This is a genomic window from Microbacterium meiriae, assembly GCF_032364335.1.
GTDB lineage: Bacteria > Actinomycetota > Actinomycetes > Actinomycetales > Microbacteriaceae > Microbacterium > Microbacterium meiriae.
This window is the reverse complement of sequence record NZ_CP133984.1, coordinates 2340655-2358811: the sequence shown is the minus strand read 5'-3', so window position 1 is coordinate 2358811 and position 18157 is coordinate 2340655. Positions and strand designations below refer to the sequence as shown.

Here is an 18157-nt window from a genome sequence, read left to right as displayed (position 1 = left end):
CCGCCGATTCTAGGCGACCCCGCCCTTCTGCCTGCGTCCGCGCGGCGGTCGAGTGCCGGTGTCGCCGCCTCCGGCCCCGCCCCCGGTCCCGAGATCGTCGAGGACCCGACCGTTAAGGTAGAAGCATGACGTATTCCGTCGCCGTCTCCGGCGCCTCCGGCTACGCAGGCGGAGAGATCCTGCGCCTCCTGGCCGCACATCCCGACGTCGAGATCCGCACCGTCACGGCGCACTCGAACGCCGGACAGCCCCTCGTCGCCCATCAGCCGCACCTCCGCTCGCTCGCCCACCTCACGCTGCAGGACACCACGCCGGAGATCCTCGCCGGACACGACATCGTGTTCCTCGCCCTCCCGCACGGCCAGTCCGGACAGTACACGGACGCCCTCGGCGACACCCCGCTCGTGATCGACGCGGGGGCCGACCACCGGCTCACCTCCTCGACGGAGTGGGACGCCTTCTACGGCGGGGCGTTCCACGAGCCCTGGACGTACGGCGTGCCCGAGCTCCTCGTCGGAGGGGGCAAGCAGCGTGAGGCGCTCCGCGGCGCGACCCGGATCGCCGCACCCGGCTGCAACGCCTCCACGGTGAGCCTCAGCCTGGCCCCCGGTGTCGCGGCCGGCGTGATCGACCCGGGCGACATCGTCTCCGTCCTGGCCGTCGGCCCGTCCGGGGCGGGCAAGAGCCTGAAGACGAACCTCCTCGCCTCCGAGATCCTCGGCTCCGCGAACCCGTATGCGGTGGGCGGCACGCACCGCCACATCCCGGAGATCCGACAGGCGCTCGCCGCCGCCCGCCCTTCGACAGGCACAGGCCCTTCGACAGGCTCAGGCCCTTCGACAGGCTCAGGGACCCAGGACATCCGGATCTCGTTCACCCCGGTCCTCGTCCCGATGTCGCGCGGCATCCTCGCCACCTCCACGGCGCCGATCGTCGACGGCGTGAGCGACGCCGAGATCCGCCAGGCGTGGGAGAGCGCCTACGGCGACGAGACCTTCGTGCAGCTGCTCCCCGAGGGCAGCTTCCCCCGCACCGCCGACGTGCTCGGGGCGAACACAGCCCTCGTCGGCCTCGCGATCGACCGCGCCGCGAACCGCGTGACGGTGGTCACCGCCGTCGACAACCTCGTCAAGGGCACCGCCGGAGCTGCCGTCCAGTCCATGAACATCGCGCTGGGGCTTCCCGAGACCCGCGCCCTCTCAGTGAACGGAGTCGCCCCGTGAGCGTCACCGCCCCCGCAGGATTCGAGGCGGCCGGAGTCGCCGCCGGACTCAAGTCCACAGGCAAGCCCGATGTCGCCGTCGTGGTCAACCGCGGCCCCCGTAAGGTCGGCGCTGCCGTCTTCACGAGCAACCGCGCCAAGGCCAACCCCATCATCTGGTCCCAGCAGGCCGTCGCGGACCGCGTGGTCGAGGCCATCGTCCTCAACTCCGGCGGGGCGAACTGCTTCACCGGCAGCTTCGGGTTCCAGACGACCCACCAGACCGCGGAGAAGGCGGCCGAGATGCTCGGCATCAGCGCGGGCGACGTGCTCGTCTGCTCCACGGGGCTCATCGGGACGGGCGACGAGGTCTTCCGCGAGAAGGTCCTCGCCGGCACCGCGCAGGCGATCACCGAGCTGAGCTCGGACGGCGGGGAGAGCGCCGCGCACGCCATCATGACCACGGACACGGTTGCGAAGACCGCTGTGGTGACCCGCGACGGCTGGACGATCGGCGGCATGGCGAAGGGCGCGGGCATGCTCGCCCCCGGTCTGGCGACGATGCTCGTGGTGCTCACCACCGACGCCGTGCTCGAACCGCTCCAGGCCGACGAGGCGCTGCGTCGGGCGACGGGACGCACGTTCGACCGCCTCGACTCGGACGGCTGCATGTCGACCAACGACCAGGTGACGCTGCTCGCCAACGGCGCCTCCGAGGTCGCCCCCGATCTCGACGACTTCGCCGAGGCGCTCACCACGCTCTGCCAGGAGCTCGCGGTCAAGCTGCAGGGCGACGCGGAGGGCGCGAGCCACGACATCACGATCGAGGTGCAGCACGCCGTCTCCGAGCAGGATGCCGTCGAGGTCGGCCGCTCGGTGGCCCGCAACAACCTGTTCAAGGCCGCCATCTTCGGCAACGACCCGAACTGGGGACGCGTGCTCGCGGCGATCGGCACCACGACCGCGCAGTTCGACCCGTACGACGTCGACGTGTGGATGAACGGCGTCCGCGTGTGCACCGCCGGTGGCCCGGACCGGCCGCGCGAGGAGGTCGACCTGACGCCGCGAGCGACGCACCTGATGATCGACCTCAAGGTCGGGGAGGCCACCGCCACGGTCCTCACGAACGACCTCACCCACGACTACGTGCACGAGAACAGCGCCTACGCCTCATGACCGACATCCAGGACACCACGCCGGACATCGCGGCCCAGAAGGCGACCACCCTCATCGAGTCGCTGCCGTGGCTGAGGAAGTTCCGCGACCAGATCGTCGTCGTCAAGTACGGCGGCAACGCCATGGTCTCGGACGAGCTGCAGGAAGCCTTCGCCCAGGACATCGCGTACCTCCGCTACGTCGGCGTGCAGCCGGTGGTCGTGCACGGCGGTGGGCCGCAGATCTCCGACATGCTCCAGCGGCTGGAGATCCCCAGCGAGTTCAAGGGCGGGTACCGCGTCACCAACACCGAGGCCATCGGCGTCGTGCGGATGGTGCTCACGGGCCAGGTGAACCCGCAGCTCGTGTCGAAGATCAACTCGCACGGCCCCATCGCCACCGGCCTCAGCGGTGAGGACGCCGGGCTCTTCGGCGGCCGCCGCCGCGGTGTCATGATCGACGGCGAGGAGGTGGACCTCGGCCGCGTGGGCGACGTGGTCCAGGTCGACCCGACACCGGTGCTCGATCATCTCGCGGCGGGGCGGATCCCCGTGGTGTCGAGCATCGCGCCCGACCTCGACCACCCGGGTCAGTCGCTCAACGTCAACGCAGATGCCGCCGCCGCCGCCCTGGCCGTGGCGCTGGGGGCGCGCAAGCTCGTCATCCTCACCGACGTGCCAGGGCTGTACGCCGACTGGCCCAACCGGGACTCGCTCGTGTCGCACCTCACCTCCGGCGCGCTCGTCGAGATGCTGCCGCGCCTGGAGTCGGGGATGATCCCGAAGATGCGCGCATGCCTCGATGCGGTCGAGGGCGGCGTCGACGCGGCCGCGATCATCGACGGACGGGTCCCGCACTCGGTGCTCGTCGAACTGTTCACCAGCAAGGGAATCGGGACCGAAGTGGTCCTGGGAGAGAAAGGGGCGACGGCATGACCGTCTGGCAGGACGACGCGGCACGTGATCTCGTGCTCAACGCGGGGGAGCGCCTCGCGCTGCTGACCCGCGGTGAGGGCTCGTACCTGTGGGACGCCGAAGACCGACGCTACCTCGACTTCCTCGCCGGCATCGCGGTGACCTCGCTCGGGCACGCGCACCCGGTGTTCGTCGATGCGGTGTCGCGGCAGGCCGCCACCCTCGCGCACGTCTCCAACTACTTCGCGACCCCGCCGCAGCTCGCGCTCGCGGCCCGGCTCAAGCGCCTCGCCGGCGCGGGGATCGACGGTCGGGTCTTCTTCTCGAACTCGGGTGCCGAAGCCAACGAGGCCGCGTTCAAGCTCGCCCGTCTGCACGGCGGCGCGGAGCGTCCCCGCATCCTGGCGCTGGAGAACGGCTTCCACGGCCGCACGATGGGCTCGCTCGCGCTCACGGCCAAGGAGTCCATGCGCGCGCCGTTCGCTCCGATGCCCGGAGGGGTCGAGCACATCCCGGCCACGATCGATGCGCTGGAGGCCGCGATGGATGACCGGGTCGCCGCTGTCATCGTGGAGCCGATCCAGGGTGAGGCCGGCGTCGTCGAGCTCCCCGAGGGCTACCTCGCCGCCGCGCGCTCGCTGACCCTCGCACACGGAGCCCTGCTCATCGTCGACGAGATCCAGACAGGGGCAGGACGGACCGGCGCCTGGTTCGGGTTCAGCCACGAGGGCATCACGCCCGACGCCATCACGCTCGCGAAGGGCATCGGCGGCGGGTTCCCGATCGGCGCCCTCGTCACCTACGGCGCCGCGAGCGCCCTGTTCACGCCCGGCTCGCACGGCTCCACCTTCGGCGGGAACCCGCTCGCGACGGCCGTGGCGGACGCGGTGCTGGCCGAGATCGAGCGCGCCGACCTCGTCGACAATGCCGCGCGCCGCGGAGCCCAGCTGCGGGAGATCATCCTGGGCATCGACTCCCCGCTGATCGAGGGCGTCCGCGGCCGCGGACTCCTCGTCGGCGTCGCGCTCACCCAGCCCGTGGCGGGTACGGTGGTCGCCGCCGCCCAGGACCGCGGTCTCATCGTCAACGCCGCCAACCCCGAGACGGTGCGCGTCGCGCCGGCACTCACCATCGGCGACGCGGAGCTGGCGGAGTTCCGCGAGCTGTTCACCGCCGCTCTCTCCGACGTCCACTCCTCCGCCACCGGAAAGGTCCCCGCATGACCCGCCACCTGCTGCGCGACGACGATCTGACGCCCGCCGAGCAGGCGGAGATCCTCGATCTCGCCCTCGAGCTCAAGAAGGACCGCTGGGCGGACAAGAGCCTCGCCGGCCCGCAGACCGTCGCCGTGATCTTCGACAAGTCGTCCACCCGGACGCGCGTCTCGTTCGCCGTGGGGATCGCCGACCTCGGTGGCACCCCGCTCATCATCTCCACCGCGAGCAGCCAGCTCGGCGGGAAGGAGACGCCGTCCGACACGGCGCGCGTCCTCGAGCGCCAGGTCGCGGCGATCGTGTGGCGCACGTACGCGCAATCGGGCCTGGAGGAGATGGCCGCCGGCACGCGGGTCCCCGTGGTCAACGCACTGTCCGACGACTTCCACCCGTGCCAGCTCCTCGCCGACCTGCTGACGATCCGCGAGCACAAGGGCGATCTGAAGGGCCTCACGCTGACGTTCTTCGGCGATGGCCAGAGCAACATGGCGCACTCCTACGCGCTCGCCGGCGTCACGGCGGGCATGCACGTGCGCATCGCCTCTCCGGAGGACTACGCGCCGCGCGCCGACGTGATCGAGGCGGCCGACCGCCGCGCCGGGGAGACCGGCGGATCGATCACGCTCTTCACCGATCCGGTCGAGGCGGCCGCGGGCGCTGACGTCGTCGTCACCGACACCTGGGTGTCGATGGGCAAGGAGGAGGAGAAGCTCGCGCGGATCCGCGACCTCGGCGGCTACAAGGTCACGCCGGAGACGATGGAGCTCGCGCACGACGACGCGATCTTCATCCACTGCCTCCCCGCCGACCGCGGCTACGAGGTCGACTCCGCCGTCATCGACGGTCCGCAGAGCGTGGTCTGGGACGAGGCGGAGAACCGCCTGCACGCCCAGAAGGCCCTGCTGGTCTGGCTCCTCGGGAAGAAGGACGCGTGATGGCCGGCTCGCACGAAGGCACCAACGAGGGCGCGCTCTGGGGCGCGCGGTTCGCCACCGGTCCGTCGCCGGAGCTCGTCGAGCTGAGCCGTTCGACGCACTTCGACTGGATCCTCGCGCCGTACGACATCGCGGGTTCCCACGCGCATGCCACGGCGCTGGCCGCGGCGGGGTACCTCGAACCGGATGAAGCCGCCCGCATGCACGAGGGCCTCGACGCCGTGGCGCGCAAGGTCGCCGACGGCACCCTGCAGCCGCTGCCCACCGACGAGGACGTGCACGGTGCGCTCGAGCAGGCGCTGATCGCCGAGCTCGGTCCGGAGCTGGGCGGACGCCTCCGCGCCGGACGCAGCCGGAACGACCAGATCGCCACTCTCGTGCGGATGTACCTGATCGATCACGCCCGGGTGATCGCCCGTGACCTGCTGCGCGTGATCGATGCGCTCGTGGCGCAGGCCGAGGCGCACCCCGACGCGATCCTGCCCGGACGCACGCACCTTCAGCACGCGCAGCCGGTGCTGCTCGCCCATCACCTCCAGGCTCACGCGTGGCCGCTGGTGCGCGAGCTCGAACGTCTCGTCGACTGGCGCCGGCGTGCCGGTGTCTCCCCGTACGGCGGGGGAGCGCTGGCGGGATCGACGCTGGGCCTCGACCCCGCTCTCGTGGCGACGGAGCTCGGTCTCGACCGGCCGGCGGAGAACTCCCTCGACGGGACCGCCGCGCGGGACGTCGTCGCGGAGTTCGCGTTCATCGCGGCGATGACGGGCGTCGACCTCTCCCGACTCTCCGAGGAGATCATCCTCTGGAACACCCGCGAGTTCGGCTTCGTCACCCTCGACGACGGCTACTCCACCGGATCCAGCATCATGCCGCAGAAGAAGAACCCGGACATCGCCGAGCTCGCGCGCGGCAAGTCCGGGCGTCTCATCGGCAACCTGTCCGGCCTGCTGGCGACGCTCAAGGGGCTGCCGCTCGCCTACAACCGCGATCTGCAGGAGGACAAGGAGCCGGTCTTCGACTCCGTGCAGACGCTCGAGGTCGTGCTGCCGGCGTTCGCGGGGATGGTCGCGACGCTGCGCTTCCACACGGAGCGCATGGCCGAGCTCGCCCCCCAGGGGTTCTCGCTGGCGACCGACGTCGCCGAGTGGCTGGTGAAGCGGCGGGTGCCGTTCCGCGATGCCCACGAGATCTCCGGAGCACTCGTGCGCGCCTGCGAGGAACGGGGGATCGGGCTGGAGGACGCCTCCGACGAGCTGCTGCTGTCGGTGTCGCCCCACCTCGTCCCCGCGGTGCGCGAGGTGCTCACGATCGAGGGATCCGTCGCGTCGCGCACGGGCGTCGGCGGCACCGCGCCCGAGCGGGTGGCCGAGCAGCGCGCGGAGCTCGTCGCCCGCGCGCAGGCCGCCGCGCACGCGCTCGGCCTGTAGTCGTTCCGGCGGCGACCGCGCCTCAGTGCAGGTCGCCGTCGGCGGCCGAGCGCTCCCACCGGGTGAACCGGACGGTCAGGCCCGCCCGGGTGGGTGCTGCGAGGAACGGTCCTGCGGAGACGGCCGTGTCACCGGCGAAGGGAGCCACCCTGACGAGTCGCCACGGTCCGTCGTCCGCGCGGGCCCGCACGATCATCGCGTCCGCCCAGCGGCTGACCCGGACGGTGATCTCGCTCTCGCGCCAGTCGTCGACGTAGCCGACCGACCAGTCCGAGCGGCCGGCGGTCACGACGGCGCCCAGGCCGAGGTGGCCGTCGGCGAACTCGACTCCCGCCTTGATCCAGTGCTCGTCATCGGCGCGGACGAAGAGGCCCGCCTGGTCGAACTGCCCCTCCCACGGCGCGCGGAAGGCGACCTCGATCGCTTCACCGACCTCCAGCGGGGCGAGCAGTGCATGTTCGGAGTCGTGCACGAAGCCGTACGCGGTGTGACGCCAGGCATCGCTGCCCTCGATCGCGGTGGCGTCGAGATGCCCGTCGATGCGCGTCAGCGCGGGGGCGTGGGTCCAGTTGCCATCGGTCCAATCGATGATGCGTGAATCAGGCATATTTCCTATCTATAGCCATATGAGGCATAAATCTCGAATATTCATGTTACGGTTATCCCATGGTCATCGCCGTGATCGCCGACATCGTGGGTTCCCGAGAGCTCGGGGACCGGAGCGCCGCACAGCGTGCACTCGACGAGACCATCGCGCAGGTCGAACGCGACCGTCCGCTGGCGGTCCAGCCGCTCACGCCCACGGTAGGGGACGAGCAGCAGGGCGTCTACCGCGAGCTTCCCGACGCGCTCCTCTCCCTCCTCATGGTCCAGCTCCGGCTCCCTGAGGGCCTCGCGTTCCGCTTCGGCGTCGGCATCGGCGAGGTCCGACCGGTGGCGTCTGTGCACGGTGAGCTGGCCGACGGCCCTGGGTGGTATGCGGCGCGCGCCGCGATCGAGACCGTGCACGCCCGCGAACAGCGCGCCGTGCCGCGCACGCGCACCTGGATTGTCGGAGCCCCGGGCCAGGATGAGGTCATGGAGACCGTGATCGCCGCGTCCAACGCGTATGTCCTCGCGCGCGACGAGCTCGTCGGGGCGATGAGCGCGCGTGAGCGCCACCTCACGTACGGGCGCCTGGTCGGCCGGTCCCAGCAGGAGCTCGCCGCCCAGGAGGGCATCTCCCAGCCGAGCGTGTCCAAATCGCTGCGGAGCGCGGGAGCCGCCGCTGTCATCGAGGGTGTGGCCGCGCTCCGGGGGGAGACCGCATGATCCTCGCGGGCTTCGTCCTCCTGGCCGTCGGCGCGACCGACCTCGTCCGCCAGTTCGTGCCTCGGCGGTGGATCGGCTACGTCATGGCCGCGGCTGTGGTCCTCCTCCTCGGTATCGGCGGGGACGCGCTGCTGCCGGCCCTCCTCGGACTCGGTGCCGGAGCGCTGTGGGCCTGGAGCATCCCGGACGAGGGGCCGTCCCGTGCCGGGTTCTGGCCGGCCGTCGCGCTGGCGGCCCTCAGCATCGGCGCCGTGGTCTGGGGCGGATCGAGGAATGCCGCCGGTCTCATCGGCGAGCTCTGGACGCTCCGCTCGCCGTTCGGCGAGGTGCCGTTCGATCTGGCCGTGCTCGCTCTCGGCGCCGGTGTCTTCCTGCTCGAATCCGCCAACCTCGTCGTCCGCGCGGCTCTGGACGGCGAGCACACCTGGCGCCCCGCGGAGGTGGCGGAGCCGGTGCCTCCGGTCATCGCATCCGCACCGACCGACCAGCCTGCGGCCGATGCCCCTGCGGTGTCCGCCGTGATCCCCGCCGATCCGCGCCACGGCTTCAAGGGCGGGCGGCTCATCGGCCCGCTCGAACGTGTCCTCGTGATGATCCTCACCCTGGCCGCGGCGTACCCCGTGCTTGCGGCCATGCTCGCCGCCAAGGGCATCGTCCGCTTCCCGGAGATCTCCCGCGACGGGGAGACCGGGGCCCGCGCGGAGTACTTCCTCGTCGGCAGCCTGGTGAGCTGGGTGATCGGCCTCGGCGCCGCGTTCCTCGTGTGGTGGGCCGCGCACAGCTGACACCCCTCCGCGCGACGCAGCGGGGCGGTCGTCCGCTGCTAGCCTGGAGCGCGTGTCAACTCCCGCTCTGACGACCGCGCCGCAGGCGATCGACCCCACGTTCGAGAACGTGTGGGACGAGATCGTGTGGCGTGGCCTCGTCCACGTGTCCACCGACCAGGAGGCGCTGCGCGCCCTGCTCGCGGGAGATCCCGTCACGTATTACTGCGGCTTCGACCCGACGGCGCCCAGCCTGCACCTCGGGCATCTCGTCCAGCTGCTCCTGCTCCGCCGCCTCCAGCTCGCCGGGCACAAGCCGCTCGGTCTCGTCGGTGGGTCCACCGGTCTCATCGGCGACCCCCGGCCCACCGCGGAGCGCACGCTCAACACCCGCGAGACGGTGGCGGAATGGGTCGACCGTCTGCGCGGACAGGTCGAGCGCTACCTCAGCTTCGAGGGCGAGAACGCCGCCCGCATGGTGAACAACCTCGACTGGACGGCGCCGCTCTCCGCGATCGACTTCCTCCGCGAGATCGGCAAGCACTACCGCGTCGGCACCATGCTGAAGAAGGACGCGGTGGCCGCGCGCCTGAACTCCGACGCCGGCATCAGCTACACCGAGTTCAGCTACCAGATCCTCCAGGGGCTCGACTTCCTCGAGCTCTACCGGCAGTACGACTGCGTGCTGCAGACGGGCGGCTCCGATCAGTGGGGCAACCTCACCAGCGGCACCGACCTCATCCACCGGGTCGAAGGGGCGTCCGTCCACGCGATCGGCACCCCGCTGATCACCAACAGCGACGGCACCAAGTTCGGCAAGAGCGAGGGCAACGCGATCTGGATCGACGCGGAGCTCACGAGCCCGTACGCGTTCTACCAGTTCTGGCTCAGCACGGCGGATGCCGACGTGATCGAGCGCCTCAAGGTGTTCACGTTCCTGACCAGGGCCGAGATCGAGGAGTACGCGGAGCTCGTGGCGACCGAGCCGTTCCGCCGTGCCGCCCAGAAGCGCCTCGCGCTCGAGGTCGTCGCGACGGTGCACGGCGTCGAGGCGACGGCGGCCGTGATCGCGGCGTCCGAGGCGCTGTTCGGGCAGGGCGACCTGACGACTCTCGACCCGGCGACCTTGCGCACGGCGCTCGACGAGCTTCCGCATGCGACGGTCGCAGCCGGAACTCCGGTCGTCGACGCCCTCGTCGCCACCGGTCTCGTGTCGAGCCTGTCGGAGGCGCGCCGCGCCATCGCGCAGGGCGGCGTCTCCCTCGATGGGGAGCGGGTGGAGGACGACTCCGCGACCGTGCAGGGCACCCTGCCCGGCGGTGTCTCGGTGCTGCGTCGCGGGAAGAAGACCCTCGCCGGCGTCTTCCTGGGCTGACCCCGGCCTCGTATGCCGTTCACTCCGAGCCACGCGATCGTCGCGCTGCCGTTCGTGCGCACGCCGCTCGTCCCCGCGGCGATCGCGATCGGAGCGATGACGCCGGACATCTCGCTGTTCCTGCGCAACGTCGGCCTCAACTACGGCTTCCTGCACGATCCGGTCAACCTCGTGTGGACGACGCTGCTCGCTCTCGCGCTGTTCCTCCTCTGGCGTGTCCTGCTGCGCCCGGCGACCCTGGAGCTGCTGCCGGGATGGGTGTCCGTGCGGCTGCCCGCCGGCTGGGGGGCGACCGGATACCGGGCGGCGATCGAGGCGCTGAGTCGCGATGACCGCCCGCGGTACGCGGGCTGGCGACCGCTGTATCCGTTCCTGCTCGTGTTCTCGACGATGCTGGGCGTGCTCTCGCACATCCTCTGGGATGCGTTCACGCATGAGTCACGGTGGGGCGTGGATCTGCTGCCCGCGCTCGCGGACTCCTGGGGTCCCTTCGACGGCTACAAGTGGCTCCAGTACGGCTCGAGCGCGCTCGGACTGCTGGGCCTGGCGATCTGGGCTGCACTGCGGCTGCGCCGCGCGACGCCTCGAGCGGACGCGCCCCGAGTCCTTCCGACGTTCGTGCGGGTCGCCTGGTGGCTCTCGCTGCCGGTGATCCTCGTGATCGCGTGGGTCGGCGGTCTGCTCGCGTTCGGTCCGCTGTCCGCCGAGTTCACGGTGCAGCATCTGGCGTATCGGGTGTTGCCACCCGCCTGCGCGGTGTGGGGCGTGCTGACCCTGGTCCTCTGCGTCGTACTGGCGGTGCGGCGGCCGCGCGCTGCGGTCTGATCCCGCGCCTCACCAGCGCGGCGCGTCCGTGCCCCACCCGTGCGGGGCATCGAACGCCAGGCCGGGGAGCGCCGGCGCGGCCGTCACGATCGTTTCCCCGTCGACGTCGAAGCGGGCCAGGTGGCCGGATGCGTCCACCTCGGGGAGCGCCGACGCGTGGGGCGTCCGCGGCATCCCGAGCAACTCGGCAGCGATACGACGCAAGGCGGTCCGCACGACTCGCGAGTGCCCGTCGCGGTGGCGGAGCAGTTGCGTGAGGGCGGCGGCCAGGAGGTAGCCGGCGCTGTGGTCCAATGCCTGAGCCGGAAGAGCGCCCGGCCGACCGCCGTCGCCCTCGATCAGTGCGATGCCGCTCTCCGCCTGGACCAGGCTGTCGAAGCCGGCGCGCTCGGGGTGGGACGTGCCCCAGGCGCTGAGCTGGGCGACGAGCAGGCCCGGATGCCGTTCGGCGAGCGCGTCGGGGGAGAGGCCCAGGCGCTCGAGGGCGGCGGGCCGGTACCCGAGGACGACGGCGTCGGCGGTCTCGAGGAGGTCGTGCAGGGCAGGGCCTCGGGCATCGAGCAGCGCGGTGCGCTTGCCGTGACCGGTGTCGAGATGCTGCCACGGAAGCTCGGGGAGGTGCGGCGGGTCGATGCGGAGCACGTCCGCGCCGAGGAGCGCGAGGGTCCGGGTGCACACCGGACCGGCGATCACCCGCGTGAGGTCGAGGACGCGGACGCCGGCGAGGGGAGCGCGTCCCGCCGCACCGGGCGACACCAGACGTCGGTCCTTCCCCCGTCGTCGGCCGATCGCCTCCGTGACCGCGACGTCCACGACGGGCGTCCGTCGCAGAGCCTCATCGGCCGCGCGGTCCTCAGGGCGGACGGCCACGGCGAGACCTCCGGCTTCGGAGATCCGGCGGACGGCCTCCGCGGTGTGCAGCGTCTCCAGCGTGCGGGCCACGGCCTCCGCTCCTGCCCTGTCGTCCAGGTCCAGCGCGGTGCGAAGCGCGCGGGCGTGGTGCGGGTAGTTGCCGTGTGTCCGGACCCATCCATCCGCGCTCGCCCAGAACCCGGAGAGGGGCGCCCACACGGGAGGGGGAGTGCCGCCCACCTCCAGATACCTGTCGCTCCGGTAGGCGACGGCGACGCGGACGGGGTCGACGCGCGTGAGATCGATACCCGCGGCGAGGGCCACTGCTGCGACGCTGACGAGAGCGAGATCGCCGGTCGCCGTGCGCGAAGAGAGCGGGACGCCCCCGAGGGCACGGAGGCCGGAGTCCGCCGGGGCCTGCGACGCGTCCCCGCCCGCCTCGATCACGACGCGGGCGAGCAGCTCAGCGGCGGAGGTGCGACGACCGGGGACCATGGCGAGATGCTACTCCCGGCGGCGAAGTGGCCGGAAACCCTGGCTGATCCGGGGGAATCAGGAGCATGAGGGCCTGCGACACGCCCGGGGGTGTGCGCCCGATTTGCCAGACCCCCGGAATCCACGTAACTTATTACTTGTTCGCCCCACAGGGAAGCGGAGAAGCCCAGAGCTTCACCCCCCTCAAGCGGAGAACCACTCCCAATCCTCTCTCACTTGAGAGATCAGACGCTTGCGTCTAGGATGGGAGATCCACCCCTTCTGCGGCTGTCACCGGCTGCGCAGCGGATCCGAGATCCGCACGGCGCGCCGATTTGACAAGCGGGTCGGGATGGCTAAGATAGAGAAGTTGCCCTGCGGGCCTGGTCGTGATGGCTGGGTCGTGGGAGCATCCGATCCTTGAGAACTCAACAGCGTGCACTTGTCAAATGCCAAATTATCCTCGTCTAGCTTCGGCTGGGTGAGAATTCCTTTGGATCAAAGACCAGCCCTTCCGGGGGCTGGCAATGGATGAAGTCAGCAATGAATTTGTCTCTTTGGTCAGCATCAAACTCGCTGCGTTCCGGTTTTTCCCCGGTTCGTATGCAATTTCTTTTTACGGAGAGTTTGATCCTGGCTCAGGATGAACGCTGGCGGCGTGCTTAACACATGCAAGTCGAACGGTGAACACGGAGCTTGCTCTGTGGGATCAGTGGCGAACGGGTGAGTAACACGTGAGCAACCTGCCCCTGACTCTGGGATAAGCGCTGGAAACGGCGTCTAATACTGGATATGTGACGTGACCGCATGGTCTGCGTTTGGAAAGATTTTTCGGTTGGGGATGGGCTCGCGGCCTATCAGCTTGTTGGTGAGGTAATGGCTCACCAAGGCGTCGACGGGTAGCCGGCCTGAGAGGGTGACCGGCCACACTGGGACTGAGACACGGCCCAGACTCCTACGGGAGGCAGCAGTGGGGAATATTGCACAATGGGCGAAAGCCTGATGCAGCAACGCCGCGTGAGGGATGACGGCCTTCGGGTTGTAAACCTCTTTTAGCAGGGAAGAAGCGAAAGTGACGGTACCTGCAGAAAAAGCGCCGGCTAACTACGTGCCAGCAGCCGCGGTAATACGTAGGGCGCAAGCGTTATCCGGAATTATTGGGCGTAAAGAGCTCGTAGGCGGTTTGTCGCGTCTGCTGTGAAATCCCGAGGCTCAACCTCGGGCCTGCAGTGGGTACGGGCAGACTAGAGTGCGGTAGGGGAGATTGGAATTCCTGGTGTAGCGGTGGAATGCGCAGATATCAGGAGGAACACCGATGGCGAAGGCAGATCTCTGGGCCGTAACTGACGCTGAGGAGCGAAAGGGTGGGGAGCAAACAGGCTTAGATACCCTGGTAGTCCACCCCGTAAACGTTGGGAACTAGTTGTGGGGTCCATTCCACGGATTCCGTGACGCAGCTAACGCATTAAGTTCCCCGCCTGGGGAGTACGGCCGCAAGGCTAAAACTCAAAGGAATTGACGGGGACCCGCACAAGCGGCGGAGCATGCGGATTAATTCGATGCAACGCGAAGAACCTTACCAAGGCTTGACATATACGAGAACGGGCCAGAAATGGTCAACTCTTTGGACACTCGTAAACAGGTGGTGCATGGTTGTCGTCAGCTCGTGTCGTGAGATGTTGGGTTAAGTCCCGCAACGAGCGCAACCCTCGTTCTATGTTGCCAGCACGTAATGGTGGGAACTCATGGGATACTGCCGGGGTCAACTCGGAGGAAGGTGGGGATGACGTCAAATCATCATGCCCCTTATGTCTTGGGCTTCACGCATGCTACAATGGCCGGTACAAAGGGCTGCAATACCGTGAGGTGGAGCGAATCCCAAAAAGCCGGTCCCAGTTCGGATTGAGGTCTGCAACTCGACCTCATGAAGTCGGAGTCGCTAGTAATCGCAGATCAGCAACGCTGCGGTGAATACGTTCCCGGGTCTTGTACACACCGCCCGTCAAGTCATGAAAGTCGGTAACACCTGAAGCCGGTGGCCTAACCCTTGTGGAGGGAGCCGTCGAAGGTGGGATCGGTAATTAGGACTAAGTCGTAACAAGGTAGCCGTACCGGAAGGTGCGGCTGGATCACCTCCTTTCTAAGGAGCATCTGACGCTTCGGCGTCCAGAACCCAGATCGAAGGCATACGTTCTTCGCTGGGAGCTCATGGGTGGAACATTTGACATGGCATCGAGATCTGATCTCGGGACTAGTACGCCGCTTCGGTGGTTGGAAGGTTCTGGGTGAGGGGACCGGTGCCTGCACGCTGTTGGGTCCTGAGGGACCGGATGCGGATCCTTCGGGGTCTGGTCTGAACCTCTGGACCTCTTTCTGTTTGTCCCTGTGGGGGCAGGTGGATGGGGGTTCCGCCCGTACTTTGAGAACTACACAGTGGACGCGAGCATCTTGCAGCCGGCTTTCGAGCTGGTTGCACAAGATGATCTTAAAGATCATTAGTCAATTTCTGATTCCATCTTCGGATGGGGTCGAGTTTTTGATTCAAACTCATGTGATTTCAAGTCTTTAAGAGCAAACGGTGGATGCCTTGGCATCTGGAGCCGAAGAAGGACGTAGCAATCTGCGATAAGCCTCGGGGAACTGATAAGCAAGTTTTGATCCGAGGGTGTCCGAATGGGGAAACCCCGCTGGGCGGCGTGCCGACCTAGTGACTCCCGCCTGAATATATAGGGCGGGTAGAGGGAACGTGGGGAAGTGAAACATCTCAGTACCCACAGGAAGAGAAAGCAACCGCGATTCCGTTAGTAGTGGCGAGCGAAACCGGATCAGGCTAAACCGAGTGTGTGTGATATCCGGCAGGAGTTGCATATTCGGGGTTGTGGGACTCACCAGTCAGTTCTGCCGAGCTGGCGACGTTACAGAAGCGTATAGACGAACGGTCTTGAAAGGCCGGTCATAGAGGGTGCCAACCCCGTAGTCGAAATGCGTGTTCTGGCGTGGAGAGTATCCCAAGTAGCACGGGGCCCGTGAAATCCCGTGTGAATCTGTCAGGACCACCTGATAAGCCTAAATACTCCCAGATGACCGATAGCGGACAAGTACCGTGAGGGAAAGGTGAAAAGTACCCCGGGAGGGGAGTGAAATAGTACCTGAAACCGTTTGCTTACAAACCGTTGGAGCACCCCTGGTAGGTGTGACAGCGTGCCTTTTGAAGAATGAGCCTGCGAGTTAGCGATATGTGGCGAGGTTAACCCGTGTGGGGTAGCCGTAGCGAAAGCGAGTCTGAATAGGGCGATTCAGTCGCATGTCCTAGACCCGAAGCGAAGTGATCTATCCATGGCCAGGTTGAAGCGACGGTAAGACGTCGTGGAGGACCGAACCCACTTAGGTTGAAAACTGAGGGGATGAGCTGTGGATAGGGGTGAAAGGCCAATCAAACTTCGTGATAGCTGGTTCTCTCCGAAATGCATTTAGGTGCAGCGTTGCGTGTTTCTTGCCGGAGGTAGAGCTACTGGATGGCCGATGGGCCCTACAAGGTTACTGACGTCAGCCAAACTCCGAATGCCGGTAAGTGAGAGCGCAGCAGTGAGACTGTGGGGGATAAGCTTCATAGTCGAGAGGGAAACAACCCAGACCACCAACTAAGGTCCCAAAGCGCGTGCTAAGTGGGAAAGGATGTGGAGTTGCTCTGACAACCAGGAGGTTGGCTTAGAAGCAGCCACCCTTGAAAGAGTGCGTAATAGCTCACTGGTCAAGTGATTCCGCGCCGACAATGTAACGGGGCTCAAGCACGCCACCGAAGTTGTGGCATTGACATTATTGGTAGGCCTTCGTGGTCCAGCCGTGTTGATGGGTAGGAGAGCGTCGTGTGGCCAGCGAAGCGGCGGTGGAAACCAGCCGTGGAGGCTACACGAGTGAGAATGCAGGCATGAGTAGCGAATGACGTGTGAGAAACACGTCCTCCGAAAGACCAAGGGTTCCAGGGTCAAGCTAATCTTCCCTGGGTAAGTCGGGACCTAAGGCGAGGCCGACAGGCGTAGTCGATGGACAACGGGTTGATATTCCCGTACCGGCGAAGAACCGCCCAAGCTAATCCAGTGGTGCTAAACGTCCGAGCCTTCACATCGTCACCTTCGGGTGACACCGTGGAGGGGAGCACGTGACCCCATGCTGGTGCGGTTAGCGTATTAACAGGTGTGACGCAGGAAGGTAGTCCAAGCCAGGCGATGGTTGTCCTGGTGCAAGTGCGTAGGCCGAGTCGTAGGCAAATCCGCGACTCATACAGGCTGAGACACGATGCGGATAAAAAGTGGATGATCCTATGCTGCCGAGAAAAGCATCGACGCGAGGTTCTAGCCGCCCGTACCCCAAACCGACTCAGGTGGTCAGGTAGAGAATACCAAGGAGATCGAGAGAATCGTGGTTAAGGAACTCGGCAAAATGCCCCCGTAACTTCGGGAGAAGGGGGGCCTTCGACGTATTAGGACTTGCTCCGAAAGCGTTTGGAGGCCGCAGAGACTAGTGGGTAGCGACTGTTTACTAAAAACACAGGTCCGTGCCAAGTCGCAAGACGATGTATACGGACTGACGCCTGCCCGGTGCTGGAAGGTTAAGAGGACCGGTTAGCCGCAAGGCGAAGCTGAGAATTTAAGCCCCAGTAAACGGCGGTGGTAACTATAACCATCCTAAGGTAGCGAAATTCCTTGTCGGGTAAGTTCCGACCTGCACGAATGGCGTAACGACTTCCCAACTGTCTCAACCGCGAACTCGGCGAAATTGCATTACGAGTAAAGATGCTCGTTACGCGCAGCAGGACGGAAAGACCCCGTGACCTTTACTACAGCTTGGTATTGGTGTTCGGTGTGGCTTGTGTAGGATAGGTGGGAGACTTTGAAGCGGTGACGCCAGTTACCGTGGAGTCATTGTTGAAATACCACTCTGGTCACTCTGGATATCTAACTTCGAACCGTAATCCGGTTCAGGGACAGTGCCTGGTGGGTAGTTTAACTGGGGCGGTTGCCTCCCAAAAAGTAACGGAGGCGCCCAAAGGTTCCCTCAACCTGGTTGGCAATCAGGTGGCGAGTGTAAGTGCACAAGGGAGCTTGACTGTGAGACTGACAGGTCGAGCAGGGACGAAAGTCGGGACTAGTGATCCGGCAGTGGCTTGTGGAAGCGCTGTCGCTCAACGGATAAAAGGTACCTCGGGGATAACAGGCTGATCTTGCCCAAGAGTCCATATCGACGGCATGGTTTGGCACCTCGATGTCGGCTCGTCGCATCCTGGGGCTGGAGTAGGTCCCAAGGGTTGGGCTGTTCGCCCATTAAAGCGGTACGCGAGCTGGGTTTAGAACGTCGTGAGACAGTTCGGTCCCTATCCGCTGCGCGCGTAGGAAGTTTGAGAGGATCTGACCCTAGTACGAGAGGACCGGGTTGGACGAACCTCTGGTGTGTCAGTTGTTCCGCCAGGAGCACCGCTGATTAGCTACGTTCGGGATGGATAACCGCTGAAAGCATCTAAGCGGGAAGCCGGCCTCAAGATGAGACTTCCATACCTTCGGGTGAGAGGCTCCCAGCCAGACTACTGGGTTGATAGGCCAGATGTGGAAGCACGGTAACGTGTGCAGCTGACTGGTACTAATAAGCCGATGACTTGATAACACACCGTTTGTTGGTGCTTGCGTCCACTGAGTGGTTCTCGATGTACGGTCGA

Annotated in this window: 12 protein-coding genes and 2 rRNA genes; 12 read left to right on the top strand and 2 right to left on the bottom strand. The window is 66.5% G+C overall.

Annotated elements, in window-relative coordinates:
- Window positions 1-125 precede the first annotated feature (125 nt).
- From argC to argH, 6 genes are read left to right on the top strand one after another with little or no spacing between them, the layout of a single operon-like run.
- Window positions 126-1223 carry an N-acetyl-gamma-glutamyl-phosphate reductase gene (gene argC, locus RI211_RS11355; RefSeq protein ID WP_315638014.1) on the top strand — a complete coding sequence of 366 codons (1098 nt, stop codon included), beginning with the start codon at window positions 126-128 and terminating at the stop codon, window positions 1221-1223.
- The gene (argJ, locus tag RI211_RS11350; RefSeq protein WP_315638015.1) at window positions 1220-2377 is read left to right on the top strand and encodes a bifunctional glutamate N-acetyltransferase/amino-acid acetyltransferase ArgJ; all 1158 of its coding nucleotides are present in this window, start codon (window positions 1220-1222) and stop codon (window positions 2375-2377) included. The genes argC and argJ overlap by 4 nt, the downstream gene beginning before the upstream one ends.
- Window positions 2374-3291: an acetylglutamate kinase gene (gene argB / locus RI211_RS11345; RefSeq protein WP_268776873.1), complete on the top strand. Its 918-nt coding sequence runs from the start codon at window positions 2374-2376 to the stop codon at window positions 3289-3291. The genes argJ and argB overlap by 4 nt, the downstream gene beginning before the upstream one ends.
- Entirely contained in the window at window positions 3288-4493 is a 1206-nt protein-coding gene (locus tag RI211_RS11340) for an acetylornithine transaminase (RefSeq protein ID WP_315638016.1), read from the top strand. The genes argB and RI211_RS11340 overlap by 4 nt, the downstream gene beginning before the upstream one ends.
- Window positions 4490-5419: an ornithine carbamoyltransferase gene (gene argF, locus RI211_RS11335; RefSeq protein ID WP_187661865.1), complete on the top strand. Its 930-nt coding sequence runs from the start codon at window positions 4490-4492 to the stop codon at window positions 5417-5419. Before RI211_RS11340 ends, argF begins: the two co-directional genes overlap by 4 nt.
- Entirely contained in the window at window positions 5419-6846 is a 1428-nt protein-coding gene (gene argH, locus RI211_RS11330) for an argininosuccinate lyase (protein WP_315638017.1), read from the top strand. Before argF ends, argH begins: the two co-directional genes overlap by 1 nt.
- Window positions 6847-6868: 22 nt before the next feature.
- Here the strand turns inward: argH and RI211_RS11325 are convergent, their stop codons facing one another.
- Window positions 6869-7453, bottom strand: coding sequence for a DUF1349 domain-containing protein (locus tag RI211_RS11325; protein ID WP_315638018.1), 585 nt, complete (start codon window positions 7451-7453; stop codon window positions 6869-6871).
- Between the two features lie 59 nt (window positions 7454-7512).
- Here RI211_RS11325 and RI211_RS11320 point away from each other — a divergent pair, with 59 nt between their 5' ends.
- Genes RI211_RS11320 through RI211_RS11305 form a run of 4 tightly spaced genes read left to right on the top strand, consistent with a single transcriptional unit; the run spans window position 7513 to window position 11121 of the window.
- Window positions 7513-8157 carry a SatD family protein gene (locus tag RI211_RS11320; RefSeq protein WP_315638019.1) on the top strand — a complete coding sequence of 215 codons (645 nt, stop codon included), beginning with the start codon at window positions 7513-7515 and terminating at the stop codon, window positions 8155-8157.
- Entirely contained in the window at window positions 8154-8942 is a 789-nt protein-coding gene (locus RI211_RS11315) for a hypothetical protein (RefSeq protein ID WP_315638020.1), read from the top strand. The genes RI211_RS11320 and RI211_RS11315 overlap by 4 nt, the downstream gene beginning before the upstream one ends.
- A gap of 52 nt (window positions 8943-8994) precedes the next feature.
- Entirely contained in the window at window positions 8995-10296 is a 1302-nt protein-coding gene (gene tyrS / locus RI211_RS11310) for a tyrosine--tRNA ligase (RefSeq protein WP_187661860.1), read from the top strand.
- Between the two features lie 12 nt (window positions 10297-10308).
- Window positions 10309-11121, top strand: a complete 813-nt coding sequence (locus tag RI211_RS11305) for a DUF4184 family protein (protein ID WP_315638021.1) — start codon at window positions 10309-10311, stop codon at window positions 11119-11121.
- A gap of 9 nt (window positions 11122-11130) precedes the next feature.
- Here RI211_RS11305 and RI211_RS11300 read toward each other — a convergent pair whose 3' ends face one another.
- On the bottom strand, window positions 11131-12468 hold the full coding sequence (locus RI211_RS11300; protein ID WP_315638022.1) for a CoA transferase: 1338 nt from the start codon (window positions 12466-12468) through the stop codon (window positions 11131-11133).
- Between the two features lie 594 nt (window positions 12469-13062).
- Here RI211_RS11300 and RI211_RS11295 point away from each other — a divergent pair.
- Both RI211_RS11295 and RI211_RS11290 read left to right on the top strand, forming a co-directional pair.
- Window positions 13063-14587, top strand: a 16S ribosomal RNA gene (locus tag RI211_RS11295).
- A gap of 415 nt (window positions 14588-15002) precedes the next feature.
- Window positions 15003-18105, top strand: a 23S ribosomal RNA gene (locus tag RI211_RS11290).
- Together the 16S and 23S rRNA genes form the textbook arrangement of a ribosomal RNA operon.
- Window positions 18106-18157: the final 52 nt, after the last annotated feature.